Source organism: Streptomyces asoensis (assembly GCF_016860545.1).
GTDB lineage: Bacteria > Actinomycetota > Actinomycetes > Streptomycetales > Streptomycetaceae > Streptomyces > Streptomyces asoensis.
The window spans coordinates 2,198,611-2,213,807 of sequence record NZ_BNEB01000005.1 but is presented as its reverse complement, the minus strand read 5'-3'; the positions used below and the strand labels follow the sequence as shown (position 1 = coordinate 2,213,807).

Below are 15,197 nucleotides of genomic sequence, written 5' to 3'. Positions count from 1 at the left end.
TAGCGCTCGGGTCCGAGAAGTGAGGGGGAAAGGGAGGCGGACGACAGGGCCGGCCGGCCGCCGTGCCGGGCGACCGGGCACTGATATGTGACTTCTGTTGCGGGATTTGTGTGACCTACGCCGTATGGAGCCCCTCCGGGTGCTCGATCGGGCGTCACCCGATCTAGGGTTTTGGCATGGCACGACCACGGCGCATCGTCCTTGTCCGGCACGGGGAATCAACGGGCAATGTTGATGACACCGTCTACGAGCGTGAACCCGACCACGCACTGGCCCTCACCGGTCGGGGCCGGCAGCAGGCCGAGGAGACGGGGAAGCACCTGCGGGAGGTGTTCGGCCGCGAGCGGGTCAGCGTGTACGTCTCCCCCTATCGGCGTACGCACGAGACGCTCCGCGCCTTCCAGCTGGACCCCGAACGCATACGGGTCCGCGAGGAGCCCCGGCTGCGGGAGCAGGACTGGGGAAACTGGCAGGACAGCGAGGACGTACGCCTCCAGAAGACCTACCGGGACGCCTACGGGCACTTCTTCTACCGCTTCGCACAGGGGGAGAGCGGCGCCGACGTCTACGACCGGGTCGGCGGCTTCCTGGAGAGCCTCTTCCGCAGTTTCGAGGCCCCCGACCATCCGCCCAACGTGCTCCTGGTGACCCACGGGCTCGCGATGCGGCTGTTCTGCATGCGCTGGTTCCACTGGACGGTCGCGGAATTCGAGTCCCTCGCCAATCCGGGGAACGCGGAGATGCGCATGCTCGTTCTCGGTGACGACGACCGCTACACGCTCGACCGGCCCTTCAACCGCTGGCGGGACCCGGAACCGTACGACATCACCGGATAGAGTGGCAGGGCGATGACCGCTGACTCTTCTCCCGCCCGGCGTCTGGAACGCGCGACGGCCAGCCTGCGCGGCCTCGCCGTGGGTGACGCGCTGGGCTCCCAGTTCTTCGTTCCGGTGAACTACCCGCTGCTCCAGCGCCGCGAGCTGCCGCCCGGGCCGTGGCAGTGGACCGACGACACGGAGATGGCCTGCTCCGTGGTGGCCGTCCTGGCCGCCCACGACCGTGTCGACCAGGACGCGCTGGCCCACTCCTTCGCCCTCCACCACGACTTCGACCGCGGGTACGGCCCCGCGGTCAACCGCTTGCTGAGGCTGGTCAGGGAGGGCGCCGACTGGCGCGAGCTGTCGGCCGCCCTGTTCAACGGACAGGGATCCTGGGGCAACGGCGCCGCGATGCGGGTCGCGCCCCTGGGGGCCTGGTACGCGGACGACCCGGAGCAGGCCACCCATCAGGCCGAGATCTCGGCCTACCCCACGCATCAGCACCGTGAGGCCGTGGTGGGGGCCATGGCCGTCGCCGCGGCCGCCGCGCTGGCCGGCGCACCCGGCGGTCCGCCCGGCCCGGAGGCGCTGCTGGACGGCGTCATCGCCCTTGTGCCCAAGAGCGCCGTCGGCGCCGGACTGCGCCGCGCCCGGGACATGCTCGACTACGCCGACGCGGCCACCGTCGCCGCGGTGCTGGGCTGCGGCAGGCGCACCTCGGCCCATGACACCGTCCCCTTCGCCGTCTGGTCGGCCGCTCGCGCCCTCGGCGACTTCGAGACCGCCTTCTGGACGACGGCGCAGGTCGGCGGAGATGTGGACACGACCTGCGCGATCGTCGGCGGGATCCTGGCGGCCGGCAAGGCGGGAACGCCGCCGGAGGCGTGGGCGCGGCAGGTGGAGGCACTGCCCGGATGGGTGTCCTCGTCCGTGTGACGTGGCCACCGGCACCCCTTTTCCCTGTTTGCTGGAAACTCTGAGTACCCGGCGGGAACTCAGAGTGACCGGCGCGCGTTCTTCCGGTATCCGCTGTACGCCGTCCGTGGTCGGCCGAGCGGCTGGTGGAGGGAAACGCAGGGGGTGGGTGGAGGTGCCGTTCGTCCTGCCGGCGATCACGCCGGGTGTTCTGCCGAGCCGGCCCGGCCGACCCGGAAGCAAGGCGTGCGCCTTCCGTACGGCGTACGGCGATGCTCCCGGGCCCGTCGACGGCGCCGCCTCGTCAGCCCATGGTGGGGCTCGCCGTTCCGGACAGCGCTTCGAGGTCGCTCTTCTGAACGCGGATGACGAACCAGGCCGTGACCAGTGCAAGTACAGCCATCGCGGCGGCCGGTACGAAGGCGGTCGAGATGCCGTGGGCGAGCACCTCGTGTCCCCACGGCGCGGGCAGCTGGTGCGTCTTGGTGAACTCTGCCTTCTGTTCCGCAGAGCCGCCGGCGAGGAACTTCGGCAGTTGCTTCTCCGCCTCGTCCTTGCTGGCGGACCCGAAGACGGTCGTCAGGATGGAGAGCCCGAGCGAACCGCCGACCTGCTGCGTGGCGTTGAGCAGGCCGGAAGCGGCGCCCGCCTCGTGCGGGGCGACACCCGACACGGCGGTGACCGTCACCGTCACGAAGTTCAGCCCCATACCGAAGCCGAAGACGACCATCGGACCGAGCACCCCGCCGAGGTAGGAGCTGTCCGGGCTGATGAAGGCCTGCCAGGTGAGGCCGAGCGCCACCAGAGCCGAACCGGCGACCATGAACGGCTTCGGGCCGACGCCGGGCAGGAAGCGCTGCGACAGACCCGCGCCCGCCGCGATGGCGACCGTGACGGGCAGGAAGGCCAGGCCCGCCTTGATGGGGCTGTAGCCCAGCACGTTCTGCACGAAGAGGACGATGTAGAAGAACATGCCGAACATCGCCGCGGCGAGGCTCAGCATGATCACGTACGTACCGGAGCGATTGCGGTCTGCGAACATCTTCAGCGGGGTGATGGGCTCCTTGGCCCGCCGTTCCGTGAACACGAAGGCGATCAGCAGGACCGCCGCCACGGCGAAGGCGCCGAGGGTCAGGCTGTCCCGCCACCCGTCCTCCGCCGCGCGGATGAAGGCATAGACCAGGGAGGCCATGCCGAGCGTCGAGGTCAGCGCGCCGGCTATGTCGAAGCGCCCGGGATGACGTTCGGACTCACTGATGTAGAGCGGCGTGAGGAAGGCGATGAGGAGCCCGATGGGCACGTTGACGAACAGCACCCAGCGCCAGTCGAGCCACTCGGTGAGCATGCCGCCCGCCAGCAGGCCGATGGCGCCACCGCCCGCGGAGACCGCCGCGAAGACCCCGAAGGCCCGGTTGCGCTCCGGGCCCTCGGGGAAGGTGGTGGTGATCAACGCCAGCGAGGTGGGCGACGCGATGGCGCCTCCCACGCCTTGCAGGGCGCGTGCGGCGAGCAGCTGCCACGGTTCCTGGGCCAGGCCGCCGAGGAACGAGGCGGCGGTGAAGAGAAGGATGCCGGCCATGAACACGCGGCGCCGGCCGAGGATGTCACCCGCGCGGGCGCCGAGCAGCAGCAGGCCGCCGAAGGTGAGGGTGTAGGCGCTGACCACCCAGGTGAGATCGGTGGTACTGAAGCTGAGCGCGTCTTGAATGTGCGGGAGCGCGATGTTCACAATCGTCGCGTCGAGTACCACCATGAGTTGGCAGGCCGCGATCACGGTGAGTGCGATGCCAGGGTGCCCCTCCCGGCGGGCGCTCCCTGGTTTCTGGTCCTGAGTCAGCTGAGAGGTTGTCACGATGAGTCCCCCACAAGAGCGTTAGTGAACGCTGGCGTTCACTGGCCCGTCAACGGTAGTGAGTCCCCTGTAGTGAACGCAAGCGTTCACTTGCGACGTCGCCCCTCGGCGTGTCCCCCGTCGCGGTCCCGCAGGGCTCGCACCACCCCTTGGATCCCCGCTCCCACTGCTCGCTGGAGACACTCGGATGGTTACTTCGCGCTGGACGGCCGCCCCCTCTCGGGCGCCCTCTCCCCGCCGGCGCGGCGCCGTGCTCGAACGTGCGATTCTCGATGCCACGCTGGAGCAACTGGGCACCGTCGGCTGGAACGGCCTCACGATGGAGGGGGTGGCGGCCGGCGCCCAGACCGGCAAGGCCGCCGTCTACCGCCGCTGGCCGTCCAAGGAGGCCCTCGTGGCGGACGCCCTGCGGGCCGGGCTGCCCCGGCTGGACGCCGTTCCCGATCTGGGGAGCGTGCGGGAGGATCTGGTCGCGCTCTGTCGTGGCGCGCGGGACGCGATGTTCTCCCGACCTGGTTTCGCGCTGAGATCGATCATTCACGAATGCGATCCAGTGGAAGGGGAGCGCTTCCATGCTCTGATCATCGAGGGGGTGGTGGAGCCGACCGTCAGGCTCCTTCGTGAGGTCGTCGAGCGGGGTATCGAACGAGGTGAGGTGCGTCCCGATGCGGGAAATGCTTACGTCCTCGATGTCATTCCGGCCATGATGATGTACCGATCGAAGATGTGCGGTTGCGAATGGAATGACGATGATCTTGACGAGATGATCGACCGGCTGATGCTGCCCCTGCTGAGGCCCGTCGCATCCTGATCGCGGCTCGGCCATGCCCTGGGGGCGCTCCGGGCGCCTCCGCGGCAGACCGGTGAAGGGTCGGTGCCGACCGGGGTGTCGCAAGGGGATCCCGGCGGCGTAATCTAAGGGCGCCATGCCGTACGAACCACCTACCCATACCGTCGAGCGCTCCCTTCGCGCCACGACCGGGGCGAAGATCATTGCCGGTGTCGACGAGGTGGGCCGCGGTGCCTGGGCCGGCCCCGTCACCGTGTGCGCGGCCGTCACCGGACTGCGCCGGCCGCCCGCAGGACTCACCGACTCCAAGCTGCTCACCGTCAAGCGCCGCAACGCACTCGCCGAGGAACTGCTCACCTGGGTGACGTCCCACGCCCTGGGTCACGCCTCTCCCGAGGAGATCGACGACCTGGGGATGACTGCCGCACTGAGGCTCGCCGCCGGGCGGGCCCTGGAAGCCCTCCCCGTCCGCCCGGACGCGGTGATCCTCGACGGGAAGCACGACTATCTCGGGTCCCCGTGGAAGGTCCGTACGGTGATCAAGGGCGACCAGTCCTGCGTCGCCGTCGCGGCGGCCTCGGTGATCGCCAAGGTGCAGCGCGACAAAATGATGGCCGAACTGGGTATCGACCATGCAGACTTCGCTTTTGCGGACAACGCCGGGTATCCGTCGCCCGTGCACAAGGCCGCACTGGAGGAGCGGGGACCCACTCCGTTCCACCGGTTGTCGTGGGCGTATCTTGATGCGCTGCCCCAGTGGCGGCACCTCAAGAAGGCCCGCACCTGGGCGAACGGGAGCGCTCCGGCGGTCGAAGGCCAACTCGGCTTCGACTTCTGACGATTCCGGCCGCACCGATGTGCCACCCGCTGGCGCTCGCCGCACCGACGTTTGGTAGACAACAGCTCATGCCTCTCATTCCCGAGGAGCCTCAGATTCACGAGAGTGCCCAGGGTCCCCGCGCCACTCCGGCCAGCGGCCGCGCAGCGCAGACCCCTCGACCTGTACCCGGACCCCGTCCCGCGGCTCCGTCGCGTCCCGGTCGTCCCGGCCCCCTTCGCCCCACGCCGCCGGCGCAACGCACGCCGCGTGACGTGGCCGTCAAGCCAGGGCCCCCGGCCCCGGCCGGTCCCGCCGTCGCCGTTTCCGCTCCGGTGACCCCCCAGATCCAGCTGATCCCGGCCTCGGCCGAGGGTGCGTCGGACGCCGCGGAGGAGGCCGTCGACCTCCTCCTGGACTCGGGCCGCGCTCCGGGTGACGTGCTGGTGATCACCACCGGTGAGCTGCATCCCTGGGCCGCCCACGAGCTGTCCTTCGGTGAGGCGCCCTACTGGGCGCAGCACGACGCGGGCGACGACGTCTTCTACACCGGTGCCGCGGCGGTGGAGCGGGCTGGCGCGCGTCCCGTCGTAGTGGTCGCCGTCAATGGCGGCTCCACCACCGTGGCCGCCACCGCCCTGCAACTGGCTCGCGCCCGGGCCGCCGCCCTGCTGATCGTCTGTGGCGACCCGCAGCAGATCAACGCGGCCTTGAGCGCGGGCGTCTGAACCGGCTCCGCCGAGCCGTCGACGGCCACGGGGCACGCCTGCTCCGGTGAGCCGAAGGCGGCCGCGGGCTTGGGGGCTCCGGCAGGCCGACAGGTGGCCGGGGTCACGGAGGCGTCGCTCTTGCGGCGCCTCTGCGCTATGCCGTGACGCCACCGCTCACTGCGTGGATGAACGCCTCCGCGCAGGCGAACGGCAGGTCGCTCCGGACGCCGCGGAGTTCCGCGTGCGCGGCTGCGGGTGCCGCCAGCGCCTGCCTGTCTGTCTTGAGGGCTCAGGCCGCCTGGGTGCCGCGCGCACGCGAAGGCCGGCGGCAGGCAACGGGAGAGACGGCGATTTGCAATGCCGATGAGCAGCGGAAATGCACCCGTTCCGCAGGCCGCCTGCTACGCGCTGTGGCGGTGCAGGCAGTGCGGCGGTGCAGGCCGGGACCGGGAGGCTCATGCCACCGGAGTCCGCCGTGCCCATGGGCATGTACGCGCATCTGCCCATGGGCGCCTCGGCCGGCCGATGGCCAGGCCGCGCGTCAGCGGGCGGCCGCGCGGCGCAGAACCTCGGAGGCGGCGCCACCGGTCCGGGGCAGTGGCGGCGGTGCCTCCGACAGGGCGAACGGTTCCGGAGCCGAGTCCGCGTTGGGCCGTCGGCCTCCACGCCCCTCGCCGAGGACCTGCCAACCGTCCTTGGTCAGCGTGATGTACGCCCCGCAGCGCAACCCGTGCAAGGTGCAGGCGTCGCGCAGGCCCCACATCCAGGCGCCGTCCTCCTCCGTCCAGCGTGCGTCGCCGTCGCGGCAGTAGAGCAGCACGGCGGTGCGTACGGGGGTACGCAGCCGGAGGTCGTGCGGGATGACCCGACGCAGTTGGGCGAGCAGGGCGTTGCGGAACATCCAGCCGTCGGACGAGGCCTGCCGCCGGGTGAACGAGGCGCTCGCGCGCACCCGTTCGTCCGGGTCCAGCACCGCCACGATCGCCGTGGCCGGCCGTGGCCGGTGCCGTGAGTGCAGCCCGCTGACGACCTCCCGCGGATTGCGCAGCAGAGGGATGCCGGCCGCGGCCCATTCGGCAGGCTCGAGCAAGCGGGTGGCGGAGGTGGCGGACGTGGACGTCGACAACGATGCCGCCGAGGACGGAGCGAATCCGAAAGTCACGATCCTCCCTTCGGCTACGGCCGCACACTGCGGGCGGGTCGGATGGGGGAGCGCACGCCGCAGCAGAGCCCTACCGGACTACGGGCAAGCCGTGCGGGGAGCGGACCTCAATTCTTCCTGCCGAACTTGGATGCGGCAACGAGCAATTGGGGCCACCGACCGTTATGTGACGATGAGTGACTTATATCCTTACCCAGTGATTCAAGGAAGGACACGTGGGTCCACAGTCCACGTCCCGCGATCACTGCCGTCGTCGCCCCCTGTGATCAGCCTTGCACCGCCAGCACCAGAGGCAACACCCCCTGCGCGCCCGCACGGCGCAGCATCCGGGCCGCGACCGCGAGCGTCCAGCCGGTCTCCGTGTAGTCGTCCACGAGCAGAACGGGACCCTGGGCCTCGGTCAGCGCGGCGGCCAGAGCGGGCGGCACCTCCAGCATGCCGTGGAGCGCCTTGAGGCGTTGGGCGCTGTTGCTCCGGGAGATCGGTGCCGCGTCCGCGGTGTACCGCACCGACCCCAGAAGCGGAAGCCGGCCGACCTCCGCGATGCGCGCCCCCAGCGAGTCGATCAACCGGGGCCGCGTGCGGGAGGCGACGGTGACCACGCCGACGGGACGGGGCGAGGCGTCGGCCGCCCCGGAGGCCCAACCACCGGGGCCCTTCGCCCAGTCGGCCAGCACGCCCACCACGGCCCGGGCCACATCGTCCGGAACCGGCTCGTCGGAGGCCTGCGCGGTGAACATGGGGCGGAGCCGGTTGCCCCAACCGATGTCCGAAAGGCGTCCCAAGGCGCGCCCCGGCGAGGCCTGTTCACCGGACGGAATGCGCCCCTTGAGCTCCACGCCGATCGCCGGGAGGCCGGTCGGCCACATCCGGCGGGGCTCCACCTCGACACCCGCTCGGCCAAGGTCCACCCGCGCGGCGTCCAGGGCGGCCGAGGACGTCTCGGCGGCGTAGCGCGCGCCCGCGCAGTTGTCGCAGCGTCCGCAGGGTTTGGCGCCTTCGTCGTCCAACTGCCGCTGGAGGAACTCCATCCGGCAGTCCGTCGTCGACGCGTACTGCCGCATCGCCTCCTGCTCGGTCTTTCGCTGCCGGGCGACCCACTCGTACCGCTCGGTCTCGTACCTCCACGGTTGCCCGGTCGCCAGCCAGCCGCCCTTGACGCGTTTGACCGCACCGTCCACGTCGAGGACCTTGAGCATCGTCTCCAGGCGGGAGCGGCGCAGCTCCACCAAGGGCTCCAGGGCGGGCAGCGACACGGGGCGTTCCGCGCGTCCGAGGACGTCGAGCGTACGGCGCACCAGATCCTCCGCCGGGAAGGCGAGCGAGGCGAAGTACTCCCAGATCGCCTCGTCCTCCTTCCCCGGCAGCAGAAGGACCTCCGCGTGCTCGACTCCGCGCCCGGCGCGGCCGACCTGCTGGTAGTAGGCGATGGGGGAGGAGGGCGATCCGAGGTGCACGACGAAACCGAGGTCGGGCTTGTCGAAGCCCATGCCGAGCGCGGAGGTGGCGACCAGTGCCTTGACCTTGTTGGCCAGCAGGTCCTCCTCGGCCTGCTGCCGGTCGGCGTTCTCCGTGCGCCCGGTGTACGAAGCGACGATGTGACCGCGTTGCCGGAGGAAGGCCGTGACCTCTTCCGCCGCGGCGACGGTGAGCGTGTAGACGATTCCGGAGCCGGGAAGGTCGTCCAGGTGATCGGCGAGCCACGCCATCCGGTGGGCGGCGTCCGGCAGCCGCAGCACGTTCAGGCTGAGACTCTCCCGGTCCAGCGGGCCGCGCAGCACCAGGGCGTCCGAGGTGCCGCCGGTGCCGAGCTGCTCGGCGACGTCCGCCGTCACACGTGCGTTGGCGGTCGCGGTCGTCGCGAGGACCGGGACACCCTGGGGCAGGTCGTTGAGCATCGTGCGCAGTCGGCGGTAGTCCGGGCGGAAGTCGTGGCCCCAGTCGGAGATGCAGTGGGCCTCGTCGACCACGAGGAGTCCGGTCGCGGCGGCCAGGGCGGGCAGTACCTCGTCGCGGAAGTCCGGGTTGTTGAGCCGTTCCGGGCTGACCAGCAGGACGTCCACCTCGCCCGCGGCGATCTCGGCCTGGACGGTGTCCCACTCCTCCGTGTTCGAGGAGTTGATGGTCCGTGCGTGGATGCCGGCCCGGGCCGCCGCCTCGACCTGGTTGCGCATCAGGGCGAGCAGCGGGGAGACGATCACCGTGGGGCCGGCGCCACGGGCACGGAGCAGCGAGGTCGCCACGAAGTAGACGGCGGACTTGCCCCATCCCGTCCGCTGCACGACCAGGGCTCTGCGCCGGTCCGCGACCAGTGCCTCGATCGCCCGCCACTGGTCTTCGCGCAGTCGCGCCTTGCCCGTGGCGTCGCCGACCAGACGGGCGAGGACGGCGTCGGCGTCCGCTCGAAGATCCGTGTTGCTCGTGTGCTCCATGCCTCCATACAACAGGACGGCGCTGACAATCCGGTCAGGACCGGGTGGGAGGAAGGCTCGAAAAGGGTGCGGTGGCCGTCGTCCGCGGTCGTCTGGCATGCCCCTGATCGGACTTATCCACAGGCCAAGCGGAACTTCATGATCCGCGAGATCGTCTGCGCATGACGAATCACAGCGAAACGACTGGTTCCTCCGAAAACAGCGACATCGTCGGGCGAGATGGACAGGCGGAACGGGGCGGGTGCCCAGGGCGGGACGGACAGACGGGGCCGGAAGGACAGGAGGGGCCGGAAGGACTGACGGAGACGGGGCTGGGTGGTCAGACTGGGCGGGGCGGTCAGGCTGGGCGGGACCGGCGGCACGAGCGGGACGGCCACGCGGGCCAGGGAGGAAGCGTGCCGAGCGAGGGGCCGCCGGGTGAGGGCGAGCACGCGGTCTACGTGAGCCACACGACGTACGGCGGGAACACCGAGCACGGTGCGAGGCCCGCCGACCACCAGGTCACCCTGCGCAGTCCGGCAGAGCTGGCCGACGCCCTGCCCTACCTGCTCGGATACCGGCCCGAGGACAGCATCGTCCTGGTCGCCCTGCACGACCGGGAGGGCCGGGGGCGGTTCGGCGGCCGTGCCAGGCTCGGCATTCCGCCGAACCCGGGCGACTGGGAAGCCGCCGCCCAGCAGCTGGCCCAGGGACTCGTCAAGGGCAGCGAACGGCGGGGCACCCGCCCGGCGACCATGGTCGCTTACCTCTGCCAGGAGCCGGCGAAGGGCGAGACCGGCCGTCAGGTCAGGGAACGGCTGGAGCCGCTGGCCCGGTTCCTGCGGATCGCGTGCGGACGTCTCGACATCCCCGTGATCGAGGCGCTCTGCATCTCCGACGGGCGGTTCTGGTCCTACTGCTGCGGCGGCAAGGGCTGCTGCCCGGTCGAGGGCATGACGATGGGGCTGCCCGGCACCTCGGTGCTGGCGGCCGCCGCGACCTACGCGGGCATCCAGGTGCGGGGCACCCTGCGCGAGTTGCGGGCCCGGCTGCTGCCCCTGGAGACCGGCGCGGCACTCGAGCAGGAGGTCGCCCTGGACACGGCCGGGATGGTGCTCGTCCCGAGGATTCTCGACGAGGCCGGTCGGCCGGTGGTCGCCGAGGAGACGCTCGAACTGGCCCGGCGGGTCATGCGCCGCCTCGGTGAGGCGCCTGCCGTGTCGGGTGCCCTCCTGGCCGACCACCGCGACGACGAACTGCTCGGATTCGACGAAGCCGCGGCTCTGCTCCTCGGTCTCCAGGACCGTGTGACACGTGACCGGGCGGCTCAGTGGATGGAGGGCGACGAGGCGGCCCCGGCGCTCCGTCTCTGGCGGGCGCTGGCACGGCGCTGCGTCGGACCCTACGGCGAGCACGCGGCGGCGCCCCTCACCCTCGCGGGCTGGGTCGCCTGGTCCAGCGGTGATGAACTCGAGGCCCGGGAGGCCCTCGCGATGGCTCTGGGGGCGGACCCCGACTACCTCTTCGCCCGCCTCCTGCACCAGGCCTGCAACGAAGGCCTCGACCCCGAGTCGGTACGACGCTGCCTGCGCATCGAGCGCGAGCGCCACGAACGGCGCACGGCGGCGGACCGCTCCGGGACTGCGCAGGCGGCCGAGAGCCGAAGGAAGGCCGAAGGCATCGAGGGTCCACGGACGTCGGGCGGAACCCGGATTCCCGCACAGCCCCATGGGACCAGCACCGGTGAGGGGCTCGTCGGCCCCTGCCGCCCAGAAGTGACCGACGCGGGCGACAGCCGGCCCGACGGAGCGTCCGACTGCCCGCGCGATACCGGTGACGCGGAGGATCCCGTCGGCTCCGTCTCGCGCAGCACGTCGTGCGCCCGGGGACCGGTGCCGACGCAGGCTCCCACGGGCCGTAGGCGGCGCCGGGTCCGTCGAGCCGGACCCGGGGCGCACCGCGTGCCGACGGTCGAAGGGACGGCGGAGGACCGCGAACCGGAACGTCGTGCGCGTGGCGCGCACGACCTCCGCGCTCGCTCACCGAGGCCACAACCCGTGCGCCCTGCCTCGCCCGGCCGGGGAGCGTCCCGTACGCGTCCTTCGGGGAAAGCGTCCACTCGCCGCCTCGGTGACCGTCGTGATGGCCCGGGGTCCGAGGTCGACGACATCGCGAAGAAGGATGACGCCGGCCCGGCCGCGAAGGAGGGGTGACCCCCTCGACCACGGGTGGCCGAGGAAGACGACCGGGCCGACACCCTGCCCCCGTCGGTGAGGGCCGGTGGCAGGTCGTGCCGGTGCGGCCAGGAACGGGTCGGCGGTCCCGAAAGGGCCGGGACCGAAGTATCCGGGCTCCATTCGGGGCTGCCCGCGACCCGGTGGCGTGACCTGGCGCAGTGTCGCCCCGTTCACCTGAGTGGCGGAACGCCTGCTCGGGTCGGCCCGCCGCGGCGACCCGACCTGCCGGCCCTTCCACCAGGCCTCGACCATGGCCGAGGCGCACAGAGAGCAGAGGAAGTCACCGCATGCATCAGCCGACTCAGCCCTCCGCAGCCGACGAGCGCTCCGGCGACGACACCTCTCTCCCGAGGCGGGGCGCCGCGCCCGGCAAGTCCTCAGAAGCCCCTGATCCACGCCCCCGCCCCGCGCCAGGCCCAAGCGCCCACGGCACGGCCACGCTGCCCTCCTCGCCGTTCTTCATGTCGGTCGGCACACCACGGCGCCCGGCGCCGTCCTCTTCCAGAGGTGCGGGTCCTCCGCCCGGGGCGGGGAGCCAACCCGCCTCCACCGGTCTGCCCCCGGCCCACACGGCGATGATCTGCGTCGCCCTGCCGGGCCTCGCCATCTCGACGGAACTGGGACAGCTGACGGGCAAGGGGCTTGAGGGGTTCTACCGATCGGGCCGACGCATCCTGTCCCGTTGCGGACTGCGGGTGGCGGGACGTGAACCGCTGGCGGTCCAGGCCCGGATGACGTCGGCGGATCAGGCCCGTTTCGTCGGCACGCTCCGTGTCACTCCGCACGGCGGGCCGGACCCGGACGTCGTCGTCGAGCGGACACGGTCCGCCGACGGCACGGAGCGGATCATCCTGCGCAGCGTCGCCGCTCGAACACTGCGCCTCCCGGTGGAGGTGGCACTCGGAGCCGACCTGGCCGACCTGGGAACGATCGCCTCCGGAGCCGCGGGTCCCGAACTGGCGGCCACCGTCCACGGCTCAGGTCTGCGGTGGTCCTGCCCCACCGGCGCCTCGTACGTCACCGCCGACCCGCCCCCGGCCGACGTGGTCGCCTCCGCGGGCCTGCTGCGCTGGAATGTCGAGGTGTCTCCGGGCGGCACCGTGAGCATGGAGTTGAGCGCACGCCTGGAAGGTGCGGGACCGGTCCCACCGGCGGTCCGGGCGGTCACCAATCCCCTGGCCAGGGCCCGAACGACGGGCACCGGTCCCCTCGCCAGGGCCCGCGCCACGGGCGACGATCCACGCGTCCGGACGCTCCTGGCGACGAGCATCGAGGACCTGGACGCATTGCTTCTCCGCGATCCCGAGCACCCCACGGACACCTGTGTCGCGGCGGGCGTGCCCTGGCGCTGCGGCCTGGCCCCGGCGGAGGCGCTCGCCGCGGCCCGTATGACACTGCCGCTCGGTACCCGCGTGGCGGCGGGGACGCTGCGCATGCTGGCCCGGACCCAGATCACCGCCCCGGGACCACGGTGCGGCATGATCCCCGGCCCCCGGCGGGACGCGGGCGCGCACCTCCCGCCCGGCTGCACGGCGACCGAGGCCACCCTGCTCTTCCCGGTCCTGCTCGCCGAGGCGCGCAGATGGGGCCTGACCGATCAGGAGACGGACGAACTGCTGCCTGCGGCCGAGCGCTGCCTGACCTGGTTGCGCACCACGGTCGGCGAAGGACCGTATCTGAACGACCCGCAGCCCGGCGGTCCCGCGCGCTGCGAGACACAGGCCCATGCCCACCGGGCGGCCCTGCTGGGCGCCGACCTGCTCGACGCCTGCGCCAGACCGGGAGGCGACGCTCTGCGGGAGTGGGCACGCAAACTGCGTGCGACCTTTCGCCGGGACTTCTGGATCGACGATCCGGGCGGTGGCCGGCCCGCGGCCGCAAGAACCGCGGAGGGGCGGCCGCTTCCCCACCTGTGCGCGACGGCCGTCCATCTACTCGACACCGGGCTGCTGGGCGGTGGATCTCACGCCCCCGGATTGCTCGACAGGGTGCAGACCGAACAGCTCGCCCGGCTGCTCGGCAGCCCCGCCATGGACTCAGGATGGGGTCTGCGCGGCCTCGGTACGCAGGAGGCCGGCTACAACCCCTTCGGTCACCGCAGCGGTGCCGTCCGGATCCACGAGACAGCCGTCGCCGTCGCCGGGCTGGGCGTCGCGGGCTACGAGAAGGAAGCGACGGCGCTGCTGCGAGGCGTCCTTGCAGCAGCCGAGGCCTTCGGGCACCGCCTTCCGGAAATGTACGCGGGGGAGCAGCGCGTCGAAGGACAGGCTCCGTTGCCTCATCCGGCCGCCTGCCGTCCCGCAGCCACCGCGGCCGGCGCCGGGGTCCTGCTGCTGACCACCCTGGCCGGAGTCCGGCCGGACGCTCCGGCCGGCACCGTCGTGCTGCGCCCCCTGCGTGGCGCGCCCTTGGGAGAGGTCGCCCTGACGGGACTGCGGGTCGGGGGCGCTCCTTTCTCCGTACGGGTCGGTCGGCTCGGCCTCGCGATGGTGGAGGAGGCCGCCGGCGGCCTGCGGCTGGGATCGTGACCTCGCGCGACGTACTGGGCAGTGCTCGACGGACGGGCGGCGCCGACTGTCCGTACCGGAGTGGATCAGCCATCGAAGCGGCCGACGAAGGGAGTGTTTATCGTCAGGGAGACGACTATGATCGCCGCATGCCCTACGACCCGTCAGCCTTTCCGCCCTTCGCCGTCACCGTGGACCTGGTCGTGCTGACCGTGCGCCGTCACGCCCTGTGTGCGCTGGCGGTGCGCAGGGGCGAGGCGCCGTTCCAGGGGCGGTGGGCGCTCCCGGGCGGCTTCGTGCGGGAGGACGAGGACCTCACCCAGGCGGCAGCGCGCGAGCTGGCGGAGGAGACCGGACTGCGGGCCCACGATCCGTCGGCCCCGGCCCATGACAACGGCGCCCACCTCGAACAGCTCGGCACGTACGGGGACCCCAAGCGTGATCCCCGGATGCGCGTCGTGAGCGTCGCCCACCTGGCGCTCGCCCCGGACCTTCCGGCTCCTCGCGCGGGCGGCGACGCCAGCAACGCCCGCTGGGCGCCGGTCGACGAGCTGCTCGAGCACGGCGGATACGGCCGCGACGGAGAGCCGGTCGCGCCGCTGGCGTTCGACCATGCCCAGATCCTCGCGGACGGTGTGGAGCGGGCCCGCTCGAAGATCGAGTACTCGTCCCTCGCGACCGCCTTCTGCCCCACCGAGTTCACGGTGGGCGAGCTCCGCCGGGTCTACGAGGCGGTGTGGGGCGTGGCGCTGGACCCGCGCAACTTCCATCGGAAGGTCACGGGCACGCCGGGCTTCCTGGTGCCCACGGGCGGGACCACCACACGGCAGGGCGGCCGCCCCGCCCAGCTGTTCCGGGCGGGCGGCGCGACCTTGCTGAACCCGCCGATGCTGCGACCCGAGGTGTGACACCGCCCGCCGGCCTGCCGATTCATGCGGCGCCCGGTCCGCTGCGTACGTCCGGATGGACGATGTCACC

At 71.8% G+C, this 15,197-nt stretch carries 11 protein-coding genes; 8 read left to right on the top strand and 3 right to left on the bottom strand.

Translation table 11 applies throughout. The features are described 5' to 3' along the window. Positions 1-176: 176 nt before the first annotated feature. On the top strand, positions 177-836 hold the full coding sequence (locus tag Saso_RS32450) for a histidine phosphatase family protein (RefSeq protein WP_189927726.1): 660 nt from the start codon (positions 177-179) through the stop codon (positions 834-836). A 12-nt stretch (positions 837-848) separates the two neighbouring features. Beyond that, positions 849-1,754, top strand: coding sequence for an ADP-ribosylglycohydrolase family protein (locus Saso_RS32445; RefSeq protein ID WP_189927725.1), 906 nt, complete (start codon positions 849-851; stop codon positions 1,752-1,754). Between the two features lie 283 nt (positions 1,755-2,037). Here Saso_RS32445 and Saso_RS32440 read toward each other — a convergent pair whose 3' ends face one another. Next, positions 2,038-3,585, bottom strand: coding sequence for an MFS transporter (locus Saso_RS32440; protein ID WP_189927724.1), 1,548 nt, complete (start codon positions 3,583-3,585; stop codon positions 2,038-2,040). A gap of 187 nt (positions 3,586-3,772) precedes the next feature. On the opposite strand from Saso_RS32440, the gene Saso_RS32435 reads away from it, so the two are divergent. The 3 genes from Saso_RS32435 (at position 3,773) to Saso_RS32425 (ending at position 5,920) form a co-directional block, all read left to right on the top strand. Then, entirely contained in the window at positions 3,773-4,396 is a 624-nt protein-coding gene (locus tag Saso_RS32435) for a TetR/AcrR family transcriptional regulator (RefSeq protein ID WP_189927723.1), read from the top strand. A gap of 115 nt (positions 4,397-4,511) precedes the next feature. Continuing rightward, positions 4,512-5,213 carry a ribonuclease HII gene (locus Saso_RS32430; protein WP_189927722.1) on the top strand — a complete coding sequence of 234 codons (702 nt, stop codon included), beginning with the start codon at positions 4,512-4,514 and terminating at the stop codon, positions 5,211-5,213. 68 nt (positions 5,214-5,281) lie between these two features. Continuing rightward, on the top strand, positions 5,282-5,920 hold the full coding sequence (locus Saso_RS32425; protein WP_189927721.1) for a hypothetical protein: 639 nt from the start codon (positions 5,282-5,284) through the stop codon (positions 5,918-5,920). A gap of 523 nt (positions 5,921-6,443) precedes the next feature. Here Saso_RS32425 and Saso_RS32420 read toward each other — a convergent pair. Together Saso_RS32420 and Saso_RS32415 are read right to left on the bottom strand one after the other, a co-directional pair. After that, the gene (locus tag Saso_RS32420) at positions 6,444-7,064 is read right to left on the bottom strand and encodes a hypothetical protein (protein ID WP_189927720.1); all 621 of its coding nucleotides are present in this window, start codon (positions 7,062-7,064) and stop codon (positions 6,444-6,446) included. A 266-nt stretch (positions 7,065-7,330) separates the two neighbouring features. After that, on the bottom strand, positions 7,331-9,496 hold the full coding sequence (locus Saso_RS32415; RefSeq protein WP_189927719.1) for a RecQ family ATP-dependent DNA helicase: 2,166 nt from the start codon (positions 9,494-9,496) through the stop codon (positions 7,331-7,333). A gap of 161 nt (positions 9,497-9,657) precedes the next feature. Here Saso_RS32415 and Saso_RS38545 point away from each other — a divergent pair, with 161 nt between their 5' ends. The 3 genes from Saso_RS38545 to Saso_RS32400 all read left to right on the top strand — a co-directional run bounded on the left by Saso_RS38545 (position 9,658) and on the right by Saso_RS32400 (position 15,127). After that, positions 9,658-11,688 (top strand): DUF4192 domain-containing protein, encoded by a 2,031-nt coding sequence (locus Saso_RS38545; RefSeq protein WP_229901557.1) that lies wholly within the window; start codon positions 9,658-9,660, stop codon positions 11,686-11,688. Between the two features lie 599 nt (positions 11,689-12,287). After that, the gene (locus Saso_RS32405) at positions 12,288-14,240 is read left to right on the top strand and encodes a glycogen debranching N-terminal domain-containing protein (RefSeq protein WP_229901556.1); all 1,953 of its coding nucleotides are present in this window, start codon (positions 12,288-12,290) and stop codon (positions 14,238-14,240) included. Between the two features lie 128 nt (positions 14,241-14,368). Further along, entirely contained in the window at positions 14,369-15,127 is a 759-nt protein-coding gene (locus tag Saso_RS32400) for an NUDIX hydrolase (RefSeq protein WP_189927718.1), read from the top strand. The last annotated feature ends 70 nt before the right edge of the window (positions 15,128-15,197 follow it).

Bases quoted from the DNA above. Each gene is read 5' to 3' on its own strand.
- Saso_RS32450 (WP_189927726.1), top strand. From the start codon at position 177: ATGGCACGACCACGGCGCATCGTCCTTGTCCGGCACGGGGAATCAACG.
- Saso_RS32445 (WP_189927725.1), top strand. From the start codon at position 849: ATGACCGCTGACTCTTCTCCCGCCCGGCGTCTGGAACGCGCGACGGCC.
- Saso_RS32435 (WP_189927723.1), top strand. From the start codon at position 3,773: ATGGTTACTTCGCGCTGGACGGCCGCCCCCTCTCGGGCGCCCTCTCCC.
- Saso_RS32430 (WP_189927722.1), top strand. From the start codon at position 4,512: ATGCCGTACGAACCACCTACCCATACCGTCGAGCGCTCCCTTCGCGCC.
- Saso_RS32425 (WP_189927721.1), top strand. From the start codon at position 5,282: ATGCCTCTCATTCCCGAGGAGCCTCAGATTCACGAGAGTGCCCAGGGT.
- Saso_RS32415 (WP_189927719.1), bottom strand. From the start codon at position 9,496: ATGGAGCACACGAGCAACACGGATCTTCGAGCGGACGCCGACGCCGTC.
- Saso_RS38545 (WP_229901557.1), top strand. From the start codon at position 9,658: ATGACGAATCACAGCGAAACGACTGGTTCCTCCGAAAACAGCGACATC.
- Saso_RS32405 (WP_229901556.1), top strand. From the start codon at position 12,288: ATGATCTGCGTCGCCCTGCCGGGCCTCGCCATCTCGACGGAACTGGGA.
- Saso_RS32400 (WP_189927718.1), top strand. From the start codon at position 14,369: ATGCCCTACGACCCGTCAGCCTTTCCGCCCTTCGCCGTCACCGTGGAC.